The 19,921-nt window shown below is 49.3% G+C and carries 14 protein-coding genes; 5 read left to right on the top strand and 9 right to left on the bottom strand.

The features are described from left to right. Positions 1-68 precede the first annotated feature (68 nt). The 4 genes from M2108_RS09530 to M2108_RS09515 all read left to right on the top strand — a co-directional run bounded on the left by M2108_RS09530 (position 69) and on the right by M2108_RS09515 (position 4,840). Positions 69-944 carry an aldose 1-epimerase family protein gene (locus tag M2108_RS09530; protein WP_277468867.1) on the top strand — a complete coding sequence of 292 codons (876 nt, stop codon included), beginning with the start codon at positions 69-71 and terminating at the stop codon, positions 942-944. A 244-nt stretch (positions 945-1,188) separates the two neighbouring features. Beyond that, complete coding sequence (locus tag M2108_RS09525; RefSeq protein WP_277468866.1) at positions 1,189-2,178, top strand: glycosyltransferase family 2 protein; 990 nt, start codon at positions 1,189-1,191, stop codon at positions 2,176-2,178. Next, positions 2,175-3,281: a polysaccharide pyruvyl transferase family protein gene (locus tag M2108_RS09520; RefSeq protein WP_280776987.1), complete on the top strand. Its 1,107-nt coding sequence runs from the start codon at positions 2,175-2,177 to the stop codon at positions 3,279-3,281. Before M2108_RS09525 ends, M2108_RS09520 begins: the two co-directional genes overlap by 4 nt. Before the next feature lie 44 nt (positions 3,282-3,325). Further along, the gene (locus tag M2108_RS09515) at positions 3,326-4,840 is read left to right on the top strand and encodes an oligosaccharide flippase family protein (protein ID WP_277468864.1); all 1,515 of its coding nucleotides are present in this window, start codon (positions 3,326-3,328) and stop codon (positions 4,838-4,840) included. Positions 4,841-4,961: 121 nt separating this feature from the next. On the opposite strand, the gene M2108_RS09510 is transcribed toward M2108_RS09515, so the two are convergent. From M2108_RS09510 to M2108_RS09480, 7 genes are all read right to left on the bottom strand, one after another. Beyond that, the gene (locus M2108_RS09510) at positions 4,962-5,582 is read right to left on the bottom strand and encodes a P-loop nucleotide/nucleoside kinase family protein (RefSeq protein WP_277468863.1); all 621 of its coding nucleotides are present in this window, start codon (positions 5,580-5,582) and stop codon (positions 4,962-4,964) included. Between the two features lie 3 nt (positions 5,583-5,585). Continuing rightward, complete coding sequence (locus tag M2108_RS09505) at positions 5,586-6,452, bottom strand: class II fructose-bisphosphate aldolase (protein WP_277468862.1); 867 nt, start codon at positions 6,450-6,452, stop codon at positions 5,586-5,588. 39 nt (positions 6,453-6,491) lie between these two features. Continuing rightward, the gene (locus tag M2108_RS09500; protein WP_277468861.1) at positions 6,492-6,887 is read right to left on the bottom strand and encodes a tetratricopeptide repeat protein; all 396 of its coding nucleotides are present in this window, start codon (positions 6,885-6,887) and stop codon (positions 6,492-6,494) included. Between the two features lie 33 nt (positions 6,888-6,920). Next, positions 6,921-8,210: a PTS sugar transporter subunit IIC gene (locus M2108_RS09495; RefSeq protein ID WP_277468860.1), complete on the bottom strand. Its 1,290-nt coding sequence runs from the start codon at positions 8,208-8,210 to the stop codon at positions 6,921-6,923. 30 nt (positions 8,211-8,240) lie between these two features. Continuing rightward, positions 8,241-8,549 carry a PTS sugar transporter subunit IIB gene (locus M2108_RS09490; RefSeq protein WP_277468859.1) on the bottom strand — a complete coding sequence of 103 codons (309 nt, stop codon included), beginning with the start codon at positions 8,547-8,549 and terminating at the stop codon, positions 8,241-8,243. Between the two features lie 27 nt (positions 8,550-8,576). Next, positions 8,577-10,667 (bottom strand): BglG family transcription antiterminator, encoded by a 2,091-nt coding sequence (locus tag M2108_RS09485; RefSeq protein WP_277468858.1) that lies wholly within the window; start codon positions 10,665-10,667, stop codon positions 8,577-8,579. Positions 10,668-10,872: 205 nt separating this feature from the next. Continuing rightward, a complete protein-coding gene (locus M2108_RS09480; RefSeq protein ID WP_277468857.1) occupies positions 10,873-11,964 on the bottom strand; it encodes a threonine aldolase family protein in 1,092 nt (363 codons plus the stop codon). 193 nt (positions 11,965-12,157) lie between these two features. On the opposite strand from M2108_RS09480, the gene udk reads away from it, so the two are divergent. After that, on the top strand, positions 12,158-12,799 hold the full coding sequence (udk, locus tag M2108_RS09475) for a uridine kinase (protein ID WP_277468856.1): 642 nt from the start codon (positions 12,158-12,160) through the stop codon (positions 12,797-12,799). A gap of 83 nt (positions 12,800-12,882) precedes the next feature. Here the strand turns inward: udk and M2108_RS09470 are convergent, their stop codons facing one another. Both M2108_RS09470 and M2108_RS09465 read right to left on the bottom strand, forming a co-directional pair. Next, on the bottom strand, positions 12,883-14,130 hold the full coding sequence (locus M2108_RS09470; RefSeq protein WP_277468855.1) for a helix-turn-helix domain-containing protein: 1,248 nt from the start codon (positions 14,128-14,130) through the stop codon (positions 12,883-12,885). 164 nt (positions 14,131-14,294) lie between these two features. Further along, on the bottom strand, positions 14,295-19,820 hold the full coding sequence (locus tag M2108_RS09465) for a S8 family serine peptidase (RefSeq protein WP_277468854.1): 5,526 nt from the start codon (positions 19,818-19,820) through the stop codon (positions 14,295-14,297). Positions 19,821-19,921 lie beyond the last annotated feature (101 nt).

Here is a 19,921-nt window from a genome sequence, read left to right as displayed (position 1 = left end):
GAATATGAGCTGCTATAACGTAAATGCAGGATGAATTCTATAATAAAGTATGGAAGGGGATTTAACACATGAACACTACACTGCGCAGCAGCTCCGCCGAAGCAGTCATTGATTCGCTGGGAGCTGAGCTGGTCAGCTTCAAGCTGCTGGCAACCGGCACTGAATATATCTGGAGCGGCGATGCAAAATTCTGGACAGGCCGTTCCCCGGTACTGTTCCCGATCATCGGGGCAGCCCGCGGCGGAGAGATCCGGGCTGGCGGAAGCACCTACACCATCGGCAATCACGGCTTTGCCAGACGCAGCGAATTCACTCTTGTTGAGGCTACAGATACTCACGCTGTCTTCAAGCTCTCGCAAAGCGGACAGACATTGGCCAGCTATCCGTATTCGTTTAATCTCTTCCTTACCTACATTCTGAGCGGAAGCAGACTTGAGATCAGCTACCGTGTGGAGAATACCGATGAGCAGGAAATTCATTTCCAGCTGGGTACCCACCCGGCCTTTAACTGCCCGCTGGACGGACAGGGCGCCATCACTGATTATTACCTGGAGTTCTCTGAACAGGAGCAGCTGGAGCGGCTGTTCCTGAATGATGCGGGTCTCGTCATCAGCGGAAAAAGCGCACCTGTACTGGATAATGAGCAGCTTCTGCCTCTTTCCCACGAACTGTTTCTGGACGGAGCGCTGGTCTTCCGGAATGTGAAGTCCGGTACAATTGCTCTTAAAAGCAAGCTTACGGACAAAAGCGTGACTGTCACCTCCAAGGGCTTTCCGGACCTTGGCCTCTGGCAGCCGAAAAATGCCCCTTTTGTCTGCATCGAACCGTGGCAGGGCATCGCGGACGGGGAAGATTTCAGCGGGGAGCTGAAGGACAAAACCGGCATAATCACCCTGCCGCAGGGCGGTCAATTCAACAGCTCACTGACCATAGAAATCAACTGATTTTGCCCGTTTTTCACAGGGCCATAAGGCGCTTCAGACAGCCGGTTTCGGCACTGGAGCGCCTTATTTTGCTTGAAACTAAGCAGTTATAAGTAAACTAAAGTAGTATATACAATCTTTTAATTGTGATAGTAAGATAATTACAATCATTGCGTCCATTCAACAATGTACGTACAGCACACGTGTGTCGATGCTTCCGTCACTGGCCCGGCTATCCGTTATTTTGAAAGGAAGTGATTGTTGCATGAAACCGGAGATAAGCATTATTGTGCCTATCTATAAAGTTGAAATGTATTTAAGAAAATGTGTCGACTCCATCCTGGCACAGACCTTCAGGGACTTCGAACTGATTCTTGTAAACGATGGCTCTCCCGACAATTGCGGCGAAATCTGCGAGCATTATAAAGAGCTGGACCCCCGGGTGAAGGTCATTCACAAGCAGAACGGCGGCCTGTCCGACGCCCGCAATTACGGCATTGATATTGCCGCAGGCAAATATATCGGCTTTGTAGACAGCGATGACTGGATTGAGCCTGATATGTTTGAAGCTCTGCATGGACTAATCACTGCCCATGATGCAGATATTGCAGTGTGCGGCCATGTCGAGGTCGAAGACGGTGTATATGTGGATAAGGAGTTCTCCCATGAGGTCCGTGTCTATAATAATGAAGAAGCGTTCAAAAAGCTGCTGGAAGATACCGAGATCAAGAATCTGGCCTGGGATAAGCTGTATAAGGCAGAGCTGTTCGCAAAGGTAAGGTATCCGGTCGGCAGATACTTCGAGGATATGTTCGCAACCTACAAGCTGTTTATGCAGGCGGAGAAGGTTGTTTCCCTGGATTCGCCCAAATATCTGTATTTGAGAAGAGGCGACAGCATTACAGGCAAGATGAATAACCGGAAATATTATGACCGGATCTGTGCCTGGCGTGAACTGTATGAGGACATCAAGCATAAAAATTACCCTGAAGCGATTGAAAAGTCCCTGGCCAGAAACGTGACCGAGGGCATTGAGCTGTGCAATCTCCAGATGATCGCCGGAGAAAACAGTGCCAATAAGGAATATATCGCGGAGCTGGGCAGCTTTTTCAGCAAACATCTCAAAGAGGTCATGCGCAATAAAAGCATCAGCAAGCAAATGAAGATAGCCTCTTTGCTTATCCTGACGAGCTCAAACACATATAGAGTCCTGTATCAATCCAAACTTCGTGTGAAGGGAAGTAACCTGACATGACTAACCTTATTCATAAGATGCTCCCGCTCTCTTTCCGGAATTATGTAAGCAATAATGAATTTTACCGGTATTTTCGAGGGTATATGGCCAACAGAGACCTGTACAGGAATAAATCGAAGGCCATCTTCGTAGTCGGTTCCCCGGAACACGATAATCTCGGTGATCATGCCATTACGATGGCTCAAATGAACTTTTTGAAAAAAGCGTTTCCCGATTATACCCTGATTGAGATTGTTGCCGACCGGCTGACTTATAACTGGAAATGCCTTGAGCAGTATTCCACCAGAGATGATATTTTCGTCCTCCAGGGCGGCGGAAATTTCGGTATCGAGTACTTCAGAGAAGAAGAAGTCCGCAGAAGGATTATAACCAATTTCCCCAATAACAAAATCATCCTCTTCCCCCAGACCATCTTCTTTGGCGATACCGAATTAGGCCGCAAGGAGTTCAAGAAAACACAGAGCATATACAGTGCCCATAGGGACCTGACACTGGTAGCCCGGGAAAAAACCTCCTATGAGCTGATGAAAGAAGGCTTTAAGCATAACAAGGTTCTCCTGACCCCCGATATCGTAATGTCACTGGATATTACGGATCCCCCCCGTGAGCGGAGCGGAGTTCTGATGTGCATCAGAGCGGATAAGGAGAGTATTTTTAACGAGGCGCAGAAGAAAATCATCAATGACAGTGTCTCCAAAGCTTTTGACCAGATTACCTATTCGGATACGTGCATTATACGTTATGTTTCTGTTGAGGAACGGGAGCATGAGCTGTATAGCTTATGGAACCAGTTCAAGGAGGCGGAGCTTGTTATAACGGACCGGCTGCACGGGATGATTTTTGCGGCAATTACCTCCACTCCGTGTATTGCACTCGGTAATTATAACTACAAGGTCGTAGGCAGCTACGAATGGATCAAGCATCTCGGTTATATCAAGTTTACTAACGACATCAGCCAGATTCCTGAGTTAATGGATGAATTAAGCAAGATTCCGGCTCCGCGGTACAACAATGATTTCTCAACCACACACTACAACCAGATCATAGAGGCCATGTCGGATAACGCAGACGAATTCACCCCTTCATCCATCGTGACGGCTTAGAGCATCCACCACGACATTCCCTGTAGCGAGGAAGCGATGTACTCTTGAAAACCAATATAAAACTTGCTGCGATTATTACCTATCTCTCTGTCTTTTTGGGTGTGATCATTTCCCTGGGCTCGACGCCTTACATCGTTTCAACCCTGGGAAAATCGGAATACGGGCTGTATTCACTGGTGAATTCCATTATCGCCTATATCGTGCTGCTGGACCTCGGCTTCGGCAGTGCGGTTATACGGTTCAACTCCAAATTCATCTCGGAAAATGATACGAACGGCCAGCGGAACATTAACGGAATGTTCCTGATTCTGTTCACGGGAATCGGCCTGCTTGCCCTGCTTGCCAGCCTGATTCTGGTATTTAATTTCAATTCTATTTTTACCAGTCTCAATGAATCTGAGCTTAGTATTCTCAAAACCATATTCATTATCGCAGCGGTCAATGTGGCAATCTCATTCCCGATGAATATTTACAGCTCTATTATTACCGCTTATGAACGGTTTGTTTATCTCAAAATCATCAATCTCCTGAGAGTGGTTATTTCCCCGGCGATGATGGTACTGGTGCTGTTCATGGGCCTGAGATCGGTCGGGATGGTTTCCGTTGCCCTGGGGCTGAACATTGCGATCGGCCTGGCCAACTATTTTGTCTGCAGATATAGAATGAAGCTGATCGTGAAATTCAGTACCTTTGACACCAAGCTGTTCAAGGAAGTATTCAGCTACTCTTCCTACATATTGCTGTCATCCATTGCCTTTCAGCTCTATACGAATGCAGACCCTCTGATTATCGGTATGTTCCTTGGTGCTACTCCGATTGCAATTTATGCCATCTCCACCCAGCTGAACACATACATTATGAATTTTTCCAATGTGCTGTCCAGCTTCTATCTGCCCAAGCTTACCAAAATGATTGTCAAAGGCGCGGATCAGGCCCGGCTGATGGTTGAGCTCGTCAAAATCGGCAGAATCCAGGCCCTCATTGTAGGCTACATTGTGTCAGGGTTTGTGCTGTTCGGGCAGGTGTTCATTCTGATCTGGCTGGGTGAAGGCTACCGGTATGCGTACACGATTGCGCTGATCATTATCATTCCGCAGATTACCTCGATCGTCCAGTCGCTGTTCGCCACGATGCTGGAGGCAATGAACCGGCACAAGGTTAAGGCCTTGATCTATTTTTCCATCGCCATCCTGAAAATTATCCTGACGCTGGTGTTCATCCGGGTCTGGGGCATTACCGGCTGTGCGATTGCAACGGCTGCAGGCATGATCGTCAATGTCATCCTGAACAACATCTATTACAAGTATAAATTGAAGTTTGACATCTTCTACTTCTGGAAGGAGATCATTAAAGTCTTCATTCCGGTCGTGCTGCTCGGCGGCGTGTGCGGATACCTGCTGACTTTTGTAAGCATCAGCTCCTATCTCCAGCTCGGCCTGTATGTCATCCTGTACTCCGTGCTGTACGCAGCCACCATGTGGACCTTCAGCATGAATGCAGATGAGAAGCAGATCGTTACAGGTCCGATGCGGAAAGTGGCGCTGCGGAGTCAGACTTAAAATGATATAACGGACAAAAGACACCTTTAGAGGTGTCTTTTGTGCATCAGCTTCCATCGCACCGCTCCCTTTTTCCAGCAAAATAGCCCCACAAAGTGGGGCCTTAACATAGAAGCTGACTTTAGGTACTACTGCCGCTCTCATCCCATTGCCTGATTTCCTCCAGCAGCTTCGGATAATCCACTGCCGAATAGTCGGTTACATCCACTTCCAAGAGCTTCCCCAGCTCGAAGGTATCGTAGCCTCGCGTGGTGCATCTGCTGATGAATGCCTCACGGGTTAGTAAATGTTCAGCTGTACTCCGGTCATATAATTCTTTTCCCTTGTTATAAGAAGTAACTATATGGCTCAAGTGTCTTTCCGGGTCCATATCCCGCTTCTTTTGGCGTTCATACAGAACATCCAGCTCTGCAATTAAGCGAATGGTCAACACCTTATAGCCGTAACATTCTGCCAATTGCTGAATCCGCGGCTTCTGCTTCTGACTGAAGGGATAATCGGACAGGATATTGCTTCCGGCCAGCATCTGCCGCTCCATTGTCTCATAGTACACGGCCCAGGCCATCCTTTCAATTTCCCGCTTCTCCTCCAGATTGTTAAAACCATACTCATCCGCTAAAAGTTCCTTCAGACTATCCTGAGACAGCATACAGAAAGCGCCGAAATATTCGTTCAGCATATTCCCGAGATACGTTTTCCCTGTACCGGGCAGGCCGGCCAGCAAAATCAACACCTTATTCATAGCTTATCTCACAGTATTGAGGCGGCCCTCTTTATTCATAAAAATACCGATTTTGTGCTTCACAATTTCTTTTACGGCCTCGTTGCACGGGATGATGTTATGACGCAGCGATTTGTTCACTTTGGTTTCTTTAAAGGTTTCCTTTGCCGTCTGCGTCCAGGTCACCAGCAGCTCTGTACCAACATTGAATTTGCGGATTCCGTTGTCAATGAGTTCATGAATATCGTCTTCGTTAACGCCCGTACCCCCATGAATGACCAGAGGCACATCGACAACCGCATTGATTTCTTTAAGCAGCGGAATATTTACCTGCGTCTTGGATTTGTATTGGCCGTGATTTGTGCCGATCGCAACTGCCAGAGCATCTACGCCTGTGGCCTTAACGAACTCTGCAGCATCCTGCGGGTCTGTATAAATCTTCTGGTCTTCATCCACATGGATGCCTTCCTCCGTACCGCCGATAGTTCCAAGCTCACCTTCCACGGACACATTATGCCGGTGCGCATAATCAACAACCGCTCTTGTCTTCATAATGTTCTCTTTGAACGGCAGGTGGGAGCCGTCATACATTACAGAAGTAAATCCTTTATCAATCGCTTCCTTAATATCATTGAAATCCCTGGCATGGTCCAGATGCAGCACCACATCGACCATTTCCGAGGTAGCCATCGCTTTACAGACCGCCACGAAGTTCTCATGACCTACATATTTCGCTGTGTCGATGCTGGTCTGTATAATGATTGGCGCTCCCTGCTCTTTGGCAGCCCGGATCATGTCCGGCAGCATCTCCAGATTGTGTGCATTAAAGGCGCCGACCGTATAATTCAATTCCTCTGCTCTGCGGGTTGCTTCTTTTAAGTTTATATACATTATGATTTCCTCCTACGGTTAATCTTTATATAGGCTTACTCAGTGCACGCCTCGCGTAACATCCTTGGAAATCTGCATCAGCTGATCCATCTTCTTGAGGTAGGTCTGCAGAGACTGTACATCGTTAGCTTTAGCCGCCTCGGCTCGCTTCTTGTTATACAGCTTCAACAGCGCCTTGTAGCCGTCCCCGACAGATTTTTTGAGCTTCAGGCTGCTCTCCAGCGCACCTATCGCCTGATCCTCATCGCCGAGCTCGTTATACGCCAGGCCGATTTCTTCATAAACGCTGGATTGCTCTGCTTCAGCCAGGCTGCTGATTGCCTCCTCCTTTGCAGCAATCGCAGCCAGCAGCTCCTGCTTGCGTTCTTCCGTCAATACAGCCTCCGCGGCTGCTTTCGCAGGTGCTTTATCCTTCTTCTTGCCGAATCCAAACATTGTGCTAACCTCCTAACGTCCCTTTCTCGAATGCTAGAATGCTTTCATCAGCGGACCAATGATCCAGGCATAGAGCAGGGCTGCGGTTACAGTATCCACATCTGTTGCAGTCGCATTGACAAAGCCCATGTTGTTAAAAATAGTAACGAGCAGCGCCGGCAGCAGGGTGATGAAGAAGCCGTGGAAAATACCTCCGATAATGGCCCCGCGGCGTCCGCCTGTCAGGTTGCCGAAGATTCCGGCCGTGCCGCCCGCGAAGAAGTTGGTCAGTATGCCCGGCAGAATCATCGCCCACCCGAACACAGGCAGGACAAACATAGCGATAATGGAACCGATTGTCGTGGTGATGAAGCCTACGATTACAGCATTAGGGCTGTACGGGAACAGTACCGGACAATCCAGCGCAGGCACCGCATTCGGCACAAGGCGCATCGCGATTCCCCGGAATGCCGGAACAATCTCACCAAGCAGCAGACGGACACCGGCCAGCAGAACATATACCCCGACGACGAATTGAATGGATTGCATGAATGCATACATAATGTAATTCGTGCTTCCGGATAAGGTAGTACCGAATTCCGGTCCTGCAAACGCTGCCGTAATGATGTACAGCGGAACCATAACGACCATCAGAGAGAGATACGTATCCTGCAGGAACTCGAACTGGGCAGGCAGCTTGATGTCTTCAATCGACTTTTTCTTCTCACCGCGTTCACCGAAGAGCTTCGCTACACCTGCTTCAAATACATAACCAACCGTACAAAAATGTCCAAGGGCAATCTCATCCATCCCCGTAATCTTACGGACGAACGGCTGGGCAATCGCCGGCATGGCTACGGCAAAGACGCCTCCGATGAAACCGCCGACCAGAATCAGGACAATGCCGCGCAGACCCGCAAAGTAACCGAACACCGTTGTCATCGTAGACATCCAAAGAATGGCCTGACCTGTCAGGAAGATATACTTCCACTTGGTAAACCGGGCAATCAGCACGTTGAACACGAAGATCGCCAGAAAGGTCAATGCGATATCACGGCCCAAGCCGAGCTCATTCATAGCCTGGCCGTTAATAGCCTCAATCGAAGGAATGATCCCTTGCATATGGAAGCCTTCCGTAAAAATTTTGCCGAAGTAGGTTAAGCTGCCGACGATAATGCTGGAGCCTGCCGACAGGACCATAAATCCCAGCAATGTCTTGAGTGAGCCTGAAATAATCTGTCCTACGGACTTTTTTTGCAGGATTAATCCGAGCATGGCGATCAGCGCGACTGTAATGGATGCCTGGGTCAAAATATTCTGAATAATAAAGTTAATTACTCCCACGTTCCCCCCGCCTTTTCTCTCAGGAATTTATTAAGCTAAAACGCCCTTTTCCTGTAACACCGGAACGATTTTTTCTTCGATTTCCTGTTTGGACACGATATTCTTCAGATAGATAATCGCAGTTTGTTTGGGGTCGATTGAGAATTTCTCGAATTGTGTCTGGAAATTTTGGGCGGTCATTATAATATCCGGTTTGTTGGATACCGCTGAGGAAATATCGCTATGATCCAGTCTGGCTTCAACACCGATTTTTTTCAGAACATCCTCAGCCGCCATTTGACAAGCAAAGCTGCTTCCCAGACCCGCTCCGCATACGAACAAGATTTTTATCTTTTGCATATTACCCGCTCCCTTTACTTTATAGATTTAATGAATCTCACCGTGCAGCGCTTCATTGAACGTCTTCACATCTTCGGCGGTAAATAACTTGTTCAGTTTATCTGTATCATCAATCAGTTCTACGAGGCTCTTCATAATTTTTATATGTGAATGCGAGTTCACTGCGGCTAAGCAAAATACAATTTTGACAGGATCATTGTCAGGATGGCCGAAATGGACCGGTTCCTTTAAAGTCATGACGCTAATACCCAATTTGTTCACTCCGTCTTCCGGCCGCGCGTGCGCTAACGCCAAATGTTTGCCTACGACGATATACGGACCGAATTCTTCAACCGATTTGATCATGGCCTTGATATACCGCTCTTCGATCACTTCATCATTCAATAGAGGCAGTGCAACCTTGGTGATCACCTCCTTCCAGTCTTTCCCTTCCTGATTAAGCAATATGTTGGAATCATATAGAACATCCTGTAACATCGGCTGTAGCTCCCTTGTATTAATTTTCAGATGATGCCGTTTGAAGGTCTCCTCAACCTGCTGATAGTCTTCCGGTGTAATGGTACCGCCGCTGTCCGTAATTAACGACAGGACATCCTGCATCAGTTTTGTCGCATCCAGCTTGTTGGAAATCGCTCTTCTTTTATCCTTATGGATATTTAAAAACGCTTTCAATTCTTTTTTATCACTTTCCATCAGGATTGGATTCAGTAAGAGAATAGGCTTCCTTGGATATTCGACTGGAATAGTCGTAAAAATCAGATCCACATCCAGTTTGTCAATAAAAGTAAGCTCATATGAACTCAAGACTGCTACAATCTCGATGTTGAAATGCTTTTTCAAATTGGCGGCCAGTAGCTTCCCGGTTGAAATTCCATGATTGCAGATTACAACTGCCTGATACATATATTGTTCTTCCTGGCTCATCCGGCTCGCTGAGGTGGAGAAATACACAGTCAGAAAACCAATCTCGTCTTCCGACAGCGTCTTCTTGGTGTAATCCTCGATTCGCCTGCTGAAGCAGGCTACCGCATTGTACATGGCTGTATAGGTCTCTTTTATCGTGTCCTTCAATGGATTGAACACCTGCAGCTCATTTTTGGCTCTGCTTAACAGGCCGTTGATATGCTTATACAAGCCTTCATATAAATCTTCTTCTTCCTGGGAAAAAGGAATCTCCGTTACCTTCTCCACATGTTCAATGAGCTGAATCGCCAGCAGCTGTGCCGCAACCCAATCGGACGAGCTGTTCATATCCTTGGGCTTAAACGATTCTATGGTGAAGGTAATATATTTAATTTCATTGAGGGAAGGGTACAGGGACAGGTCCCCGCAGATCGCATCTACGAAATTCCGGCCCGGGCCTTCCTTCATTTCCGCCCGCGTTTTAGTTGAATCGCTGATTGTATTGCCGCCCTGTATACGCCTCACCCATGCGGCTACAAACAGGATGATCTGGTTGCGGTACAGCTGGTTGGCCTCTGCGCTGGACTTTTTCAACAACTCATCATAACGGCGGCCGAGCTGCTGCAGCACCTGCTGGTCCAGATAGTCCAGTGCAAACCTGCTTGCTGCATCCGTGTTTTCATAGCGCATCACCTGATCTATATCTGTCATGCTGTTGATCACTTCGTACAATGTGGACCGGATCGACCGCTCATCGCCCTGCAGTACGATTCCCTGCTTCGTTAAGCTCACTACCGAAATTCCGTACTGCTGTAAATATTGGCGGAGCTTGCGCATATCTTCATCCAGCGTACTCTTGGATACCTGCAGCTTTCGCTCCATTTCACATAACAGCGTTGTTCTTGTCGTGTCGGCGATTTCCAGCAGCAGGGCGAGAAAGCGTTCATCCGGGCGGTAATAGTCTTTGTCCGTCTGGTCACCGACCTGTGCCATCAGCTTCCGTGTTGCCTGATCCGGCAGAACCAGCTTCATTCCCTGGCCTCTTGAGGTTGTCACCGCCGGATAATGATTCTCGGCCAGGTAATCATTGATCAGAGCTAGTTCATTCCGTAAAGTACGTTCACTTATATGGAATTCTTTGCTCAAGTCCTCAAAAGTCAAAGGCGTATTTACTCTCAGAAATCTGGCAAATATTCGTTGTGTACGTTCCTTCATGAAGGTTGGCTCCTTTCATAATCTGATTATAGATGTCCAAATAAAGAAAGTTTAGTACATCTTGTTGCAACTTGAAGTTGCAAAAATGTAAGCGCTCTAAATTCTGCGCTGCTAGCATTATACTTCTGCTGCTTGCCGGTTGGTTAGCGGTACTTCATAATAAATACGGCATCGCCCCCTTCCAGGACGATGCCGCTTACGTTTTCTACACTTCCTGCAGCAGCCGGTCCAGCAGCCCAAACGCCTCTTTCAGCTTGGCTTTGGGGATGCCGCTGTACAGGTCCCCGATGCTCAGCTCGTAGTAGCAGGAGTCCGGGCCGGTCTCCTTCAGCCGTGCGGCGAGGCCTACACCGGTCTGTTCAATTATCCGGATCAAGGCCGGCTCTACCTGTGCCTTGGATAAAGCAAAATGGACATGAAACATGTTCGAGACCGGAATTTCAGGCAGAGTAGCAGTTCTATCGCAACCGTTGAACAACGCTGCAAGCTCTTTGGCTTCTTCGTAATACTGCCCCATTTTGCCGGCACGCTGCCGGAAATAAACCTGTGCCGGAAGGATATACGGATACAGGCTGATCAGATCACCGCCGTGCCGCCGCTTCCAGACCTTTGACTCCTCAGTGAATTCTGCACTGCCCGCGAGGATTGCCCCGGCGATCCCGCCGATGCCTTTATATAAGGAAATATATACGCTGTCGAACAGCGCGCACACCTCTGCAGCCGTCTTGCCGTAGTAAGGCAGCACCTCAAACAGCCGTGCCCCGTCCAGATGCAGGATAATTCCCTGCTCCCGGCAGTAGGCGGAAATGGCTTCAAGCTCGGCATACTCCGGCAGTTGGCCGCCGATTTCCCGCTGCGGCAGCTCCAGGAGCAGACAGGCTATATCCTCTCCGATATTGCGGACATCGTCCAGGGTAATCAGGCGGTCCTTATCCGCCAGCAGAATCGGCTTAATGTGATGCAGCTCCTTCAGCCCGTCCTGCTCATGAATCTCCAGGTGGCACAGCGGGTGATAAGCTACCGTCTTTAGCCCTTTACGGTCAGACCAGATCCGGAGGGCGATCTGCTGGGCCATCGTTCCGCTTGGAAAAAACACCGCCGCTTCTTTTCCAAGTACACCTGCCATCTCCGCCTGAAAATCCTCAATGACTGCTCCGCTGCCGTACATATCGCTGGCAATATTGCCCTCTATACCGGCAAATGCCTGTTTGAGCACTTCCACATCCCGTTTCCCGTGTCCGGCCAGCTGGATGGAAGCAGCATTATACGCCTCCAGTAATGTTTTCTGTTCATACATAAAGTGCTATCACTCCTATCGTGTATACTCTCACTAAGCAATGTTCATAAATTATGGAATTTGCCAGCAGAAAACCTGATTTTTTTCAAAAATTCACGATTTATTCCCGGGTTCCAAGATGAAATATGTCCTACGCTGTGCTACAATATTGGAATTGCAAAGGCAATTGCTTAGGGAGGTTTATTACAACACCATGCTTATTATTGGTATCGCCGGCGGGACCGGTTCTGGCAAAACAACGGTAGCCCGCTCCGTTATTGACCGTCTTGGAACAGACAAAGTAACGTTCATATCCCAGGATAACTACTATAAAGACCATTCCTCTCTCAGCTTCGAGGAACGCGGAGCGATTAATTATGATCATCCGCTGGCTTTTGACACGGAGCTGCTGATTGAGCATCTTCATTGTCTGAAGTCCGGACAAATTGCTTATGCTCCGGTGTATGACTTTACGGTTCATGCCCGTTATACGGACAAGACCGTTGAGCTTATGCCGAACAACATCGTTATTGTTGAAGGGCTGCATGTGCTGTCCGACGAGAAGCTGCGCGAGCAGCTGAACATCAAAGTATTTGTTGATACTGACCCGGATGTACGGATTATGCGCCGGGTACTGCGTGACATTGAAGAACGCGGCCGGACCATCCGTTCGATCCATACCCAGTATTTGACGACCGTGAAGCCGATGCATGAGGCGTTCATCGAACCGTCCAAGAAATACGCCGACATTATCATCCCTGAAGGCGGACAGAACGAAGTCGGTATCGAGCTGCTGTCGGTACTGACTGCCAAATACCTGTCAGGTGATCAGCAGTGGAACGGAAGCGCACGTTAATAAGGCAGAAGGCAGAGGCCGTGAGCGATCATGGCCTCTGTTTTTTTTATTTGCTGTCTGCGCCGCCTTGCCGACCGGATGAATTAATATTCCTCCAGGCCGCTGCTCATCCCGCTGATCATTGAGAGCGACAGCTCCAGTGCCTTATCGCGCTCTCCGCTCTTGAGGTAATAAGACAGCAGCTTGCGCTCGTAACGTTCAATGGTGTAGGTGTCTCCGTTGCTGCGGAAATACGGCAGGGCTTCCTCCTCTATATAACGGTAATACGGCTGCCAGTCCTCTTTCAGTGACAGTATCAGCAGATTAAAGTTAATCTCCCGGCTGTCCTTGCGCTCCCGCGCCAGCGTCAGACCCTGATAGGTTAACGCCAGCAGTCCGGAAACCGGAAGGCGCTTTGCCCCCACACAGGAGGTAATATAGCAGTCGAGTACACTCAGGTAGAACGGATGCTCCGGCCCGCCGACCAGCTCCATCACCTGCGAGAACCCTTCTGCCGCTTCGTCATATAACCCCCGGCGCATATGCTCATAAGCTAGGTTATGGAGCAGCTTGTACTTGCGGTCGGCAGAGCCGCACAGCTCACAGGCTTTGATCAGATTCTCATAAGACTGATTGGCTATTGCAAAGGAATGCGGTTCTTTTACACTGAGCTGGATCAGCATAAGCGTCTCCGTATCAATGATCCGGATCAGATTAAGCGTCTTGCGGAAATATTGCAGTGCTTTTTCTGCATAATAATAGGCAATAATACTGGAGTGAATAGAGTGGTAAGCGAGCGCGAGGTGATAATAATACTCCTGCTCGGTATACTCCGACTCGTCGATCTCTGTCAGAACACCGATACAATCCAGAAATTGTCCTGACAAAAAATAATATATGCCCTGCAGATGTCTAAAATAGTTACGCACATAGGGGGAAGGAAGTTCAGCCTTTTGAATCTCCCTGATCAGCTGTAAGGCCGGCTTCAAATCATTATTGTATAGATGGTAACGTATTAACAGCAGGGGGTAGGGGATTTTATAATCAGGCAGATCCCTGAGCGTCTCCCGCTCCATTTGTGCTTTCAAGGCTTCCGCTTCCTGCGTCCGCTGCATCACCATGGCGTTATGCCAGTCGTTTAATTTGCGCTGGGTCTGAACAAAGCGTTCCACCTCTGCAGCCATATCGATCTGCAGGCGGTCGCACAATAAATCAATAATTTCCGGGGAATACTCGGTGATCCCCCGTTCGATTTTGCTTAAATGAGTCACTGAGCAAATGCCCTGGCCAAGCTCCCCTTGAGTTAAATGCTGCTTCTCCCGGTAGTGCTTGATAATTTTCCCCTCAGTCATTCCCAAGTCCTCTTTTCCGTTAAAGTACAGCAGTAAGCTCTCTTTATTATACAAGGAAAAGGCCGGCCGAGAATTCTTTGCATTAAAAATAGCCGGGAGGTCACCACATTGCAGCGGTAATTCCCGGCTTTTTGCATAAAATCAATACTTTTGAATATTAACCCTTATTTTTCTGCCGCATTCAACAGGTTATATATCGTCTGCGCTGTTTCTGCACGGCTTGCTGCCGCTTTCGGAGCGAATAGTCCGCTCGCATGTCCGGACATAATGTCCAGGCTGGCCGCTTTGATGATTGCTTCTTCCGCCCAGGAGGAAATCGCCGATTGATCCTTATAGGACGGAGTGCCAGCCTGAACACCTGCCTGCTTGGCGGCCGCATATTCATAAGCCTTCACAGCGATTACAGCCATTTCTTCACGGGTAATGCTCCGGTTCGGAGCAAAGGTTGTCTCCGTAAGTCCGTTCACCAGTCCGGCTGCATGTGCTGCAGCAACCTCATCCGCGTACCAGGCATCAGCAGCAACATCGCTGAATTGCCCTGCAGCAGACGCCTCAAGCTTGAGTCCCACTGCCCGCACGATCATCGCTACGAATTCGGCACGTGTCGTTTTGGTATCCGGAGCGAACAGCGTATCCGACTGGCCGGTAACGACATGCTTCGCGGACAATGCCTTAATAGCTCCCGCAGCCCAGTGTGAAGCAGAAAGATCCGTAAAGCTCTTCTCGTAAGCCAGTACACCGTATGTGCTGAAGTGGCCTACATTAGTAGTGATTGTATGCTGTGCTGCATTGACCTTGCCGCCTGTATATTCCCAAGCAGAGGTCTTATCATTCAGATAGTAGATGCCCGCCAGCTCTGCATTCAGACTGCCGCTGTAAGTCAGCGTCAGCTGCACGTCTTTAGGGAAGGCTGTAAGCCGGATTTCTTCTCCGCCCGCTTTTTTATAGGACAGATTGAAATCGTAAGCTCCACCTGAAATCAGTGTCACACCCGCTTCTGCGGATACAGGTGTCACCGTCTTGACTGCAATATTCAGATAGATATTCCCCTGGTTATTGTCATCCGCCTGTGCCGACAGTGCCGACAGCACTTCAGCAGGAATCGTTACCGTTCCGGCATCAGTCCGTACCGCCAGGCTGCTGCCCTTGAGCAGTTCACCCGCATTGGCCGGCAGCTTCACCGGAACGCCCGCCTTACCGTCAATTGTTGCTGCACCATTAGCTGCAGCTGCCAGATCAGAGGCTGATACAGTCTGCTCAGTGACCACAGCAGTATTACCATTTCCTGTATTGGTACTGCCTGTGGTGCTTCCGTTGTCAGTTCCGCCTCCGTTGTCAGTTCCACCTCCGTTGTCAGTTCCGCCTCCGTTGTCAGTTCCGCCTTCCGTCAGCGTGCCATTCTTGATCTGTTCCAGCATCTCATCCAGGCCAACGCCTCCGATGATGTCCTTGGCAACCGCTCCGACTGGGGCACTCTGGCCAAGCTTCAGGAAGTTGTTCACAATGAACTGGATATCTGTATCATCAACAATTCCGTCCTGATTGATATCCGATTTGGAATCACTGGTCTTATAAGCCAATCCGGCCTGCTTCAAATCCAGAATGTCGATGACTTCATCGCCGTTTACATCCCCGGCCAACGCACCATTCAGAGACAGCAGCTGCTGCGCACCGATCAGCTTGCCATTCTCAATCTTGTAATCGACCGTTGAATAGCTGAGGGAAGTATGGCCTGGGGCTTTGAATGTTACCTTAATCACCTCATCAGTAACAGGAATGGATTTAATGTTATACTGGGCATCCCTGTCAATGACTGCCGTGTATTTCTCACCTGATTCCGTTTCCGCATACACTTCAAAATTCATCTTGCTGTAATCCTTGCCGAATTGCAGAAATTCGCCGTTTACCATAAAAGCTTCCGGACCCACGTATCCATAAAGGCGTGAGGTGCGGGATACGAAATCCATATAATTCATGGTGTAAGCCGGGGTATACACAGCTTCCTCAGCTCCGGCTGCCGTCACGAAAAGGTCAATCATCCGCAGGGTGGCTACCTTATTATAATAAGCATCTCCGGCTACCTTGTATTTAAGGGTCAGCAGCGGCACATCGCCGTCGATCCCTGCAAGGCCCTCACCTTGCAGATTTACTTTTACGGTGCTGTAGAATTCATTCATTGCATCCCGCTGAACCTCTACCGTAGCTCCCTGCTTTGCCGCGAGCGCTTTAAGCTCGCTGGTTGCCCCGATCGACTCCAGTTCGAAGACCCCCGTGACATCTTCAAGGGTGAACTCGGCTCCGGTAAAAGCCTTCAAATTGTTCATATTAATCGTTGCCGTAAAGGTATCGCCCGCCTGCACCGATTCCCGGCTAAGCTCAGCTTGCGCATATGTGGTTTCCGGGGTCAGATAGACATATTTATTGCCCAGCCAGGTTGTCCCTACCGTTGCAGGGTCCCAGCCAAAGAGCCGCAGCTCATAGGGCTCCGATGCAAAATCTTCCTTTGTGATCCCGTAACGGAAATTCCCGTTCTCATCAGCTTTAAAGTACCCGGACATGAACGGGCTTCCATATTCATAATAGCTTACTGTATTGTCGCCTTGATCATAGGCATAGCCTGCCTCCTGCAGCTGCTTAATGCTGCCGTCTGTAATGTTCCCGTGTACCCAAATGGCTGAAATATCTTTGCCCTCAAAGGTTTCTGTCGTGAACAGCGAATCATCGGCCACTTCAATGATCTGCGGAGTCAGTGAAGCCGTATCTCCGGCAGCATTTGTAGTTTCTAGCGAAAGCTCCGGTGATGTATTATCTACCAGTGTCATCGGGGATTCCACCTGATAAGCTTCACCGTCAGCATCTATAGAGAATGCCTCCAGTGCGTATTCACCCTCCGGAACAAAACGGGAGACTTTAGAGATGCCGCCGTCTTCCATAAACGGATAGACATAACCCTTGAACAGATTGAACAGTATAATGTCCTTGCCTACAGCAATGCCTTTAGTGTCCAGAGTGCCCAGGAATCCCAGTGCCTCTCCAGTCTTGTAATCCTTGAGGTAGACATCCAGTGTCTCCATCGGGCTCTTCAGTGAGAAGAATGCGGTAGTAACCCGGTTGGAATAGGTATGCATCACATAGTTATTGGAGATTGCCGGCGGATCCATCTCCAGGTAAGCGAGTCCTTTGTCCGATACCCGGATGAGCAGCGGCAGCTGGTAAACGTCCGCAGCATCTGCTTCATTGATTACATGAATGTATCCTTCATAGGTTCCGTTCGGCACTGAATCATTTACCAGCAGCTCGGCATTAAACGTTGCAGCGGATTGTGCGGGAACGGTTATCTCATCGATGCCGAGTGTGATCGGAGCGTTCGAAGGCAGCTCCAGCTCCAGGCGGTAGGTCTTTCCTGTTTCGCCCCGGTTGTCCAGCTCCAGTGTCTTACTAGCGGAGGTGGCCCGCCCTTCCTCGGTATACACACTTCCATAGTTCAGGGAACCGGTAATATCGGCAATCTCAACATACTCATTGTCGGCGGAAACGCTGGTGGTTGTATCCAGCACTTTAACCGAGGTATCCGCATGAACTGCACGGTAAGCATCCACACGCCCTGCGCCGACTTCAAACACCGAATAGTCCGTATTCAAGTCAACACTGGTATTCATAAGGGCAGCCTTGACATCAAAAGGCGTATATTCCGGATTGGCCTGCAGGATAAGCGCGGCGATGCCGGCTACATGCGGGGTTGCCATGGAAGTTCCGGACATCCGCGTATAGGCGATATCATAATTGCTCTGGTTGACCGGATCATTCATATATACCGGATAGGTGGAGAATACCGCTACACCCGGAGCCACCAGGTCAGGCTTAATATCGTCGGTCCCCGATACAGGTCCGCGCGAGCTGAAGTCAGCCAGCGTATCGCCCGGCGACAATACATCCTCTGCAGCCGTAAAGCTGATAAACGGCTTATCCATCTGCTTAAGGCTCTCGCCATCCGGCTTGAGAATTTGGAAGGTCGGAATAAACCCGGCTGCCTCACCCAGATAATTATCGATATATCCGGTTGTATTATTATAGATAAGAGCCGCTGCCGCACCAGCTTTGGCAGCATTCTTGATTTTGACATTCAGGCCGATCTCCCCGCGTTCAATAAGGGCTACCTTACCTGCAACATCAAGACCGGTGAAATCTGCAGCCTTACCAAGACCTGCATATACGATTTCCAGTTCTGTACCAACGATGCTGCTAGGTTCATAGTTGAACTCTTCACCGAACAGCTTCATGGTCAGCGGCTGATAGACAGTATCCGTAACCGTAGCAGAATCAACATCCACGGTTGCTGGCAATCCCGCATCATATACAGAAGCCGTAACGGAAGGAATCGTGATCGGCACACTGGAGGCGCCAATGGTAATTCCCAGGGCGCTGGCTCCCGGCGTTCCAAGCGTGCCGGCTGATGGACCATCATTGCCGGCAGCGATCACGCTGACCACACCGGCAAACATGGCATTGTTGATAGCTATAGAAGCCGGGTCAAGCGGATCGTTAAATTTCGAGCCGAGAGACAGGTTGATGACATCCATTCCATCCTGTACCGCCTTGTCAATCGCGGCGATTATGCCGCTGTTCGCACCCGATCCATACGGCCCAAGGACACGGTAGGAATATAGCTCTACATCCGGTGCAACGCCCTCGACAGCATAATCGACAGCATTGACCTGCTGGCCGGCAATGGTTCCGGCTACATGTGTACCGTGGGCAGTGAAATATTCTGACTCGGATTCCGGCTCACCGGCTGCAACCCAGTCATTGTAGGTTGTCTCCATCGGATCGGCATCATTATCGATAAAGTCCCAGCCCTTGACGGCAGCCGGATCAACAGCTGCCGGATCTTCACCTGCAGTTTTACGGTATCCCTGGTAGACGGTGGTCAAATCGGGATGATTATAATCAATTCCCGTATCCAGAACACCTACCTTAATGCCTTTACCGGTAATATTCTCGTCATGCAGCCTGTCCACACCGATAACCGGAAAGCTTTCCATCTTCAGCTTGCTGGCGGCAGTCTCTTCTCCCGCAGTCTCATCAGCGGCGGTGTCCTCTCCTGTAAGATCGGTAGGTACAACCTTATCTTCCGGCAATTGAACTGTTGTATCATTCCAGATTTTTTTAACCAGTCCGGAACCCGCCAAATCCTGTACAGCCGTCCCCGGCAGGGTCACCGCCACACCGTTAAAGGCTTCACGGTACTCCTGATAAACCGTAATCCCCGACGACTTGTAGGAAGTCCCGCTGCGGGCTGACTGCAGTTTATTGATAAAAGCCTTAAAATCCTTATGGGACTGCTCAACCAGGTCCTCTGCGGAGGTCAATGCAAATTTTTTGGCCTTGCCAGAGCCTGTCAGACCGGCTACTGCCGCCGGTTCAGGGATAAACTGGACGATGACGTTAACAAGCTCTGTGCTCTCCGTGTTGACTCCGGGCGAGATTACCGGTCCGGAACTGACACTGAGCTGCTCCAGCGCCTGTCTTTGTGCCGGGGTCAGACCCTTAAGGATGGCTGCAGCCTGTTCCGGTGTGACAGTTCCTCCGGCGGACGGCGCCGCAAAAGCGGCAGGAGCCAGCAAAGTGGAAATCAGAAGTCCTCCTGCAACTGTACCGGATAACAAGCGGTTCATTGTTCTGCGCTTCATTTAAACCCTCCATAATTCATATTTAAAAATGTAAAAATGATGTTAACCCAATTTTTTAACTTAATATAAGCTGTAGGATTTTTGCTGTAAATTGGGGTAAT

This window comes from Paenibacillus sp. PastM-3, assembly GCF_029893965.1.
Taxonomy (GTDB): domain Bacteria; phylum Bacillota; class Bacilli; order Paenibacillales; family Paenibacillaceae; genus Paenibacillus_AQ.
The sequence above is the reverse complement of the archived record's forward strand: the minus strand, read 5'-3'. Positions and strand labels throughout refer to the sequence as shown.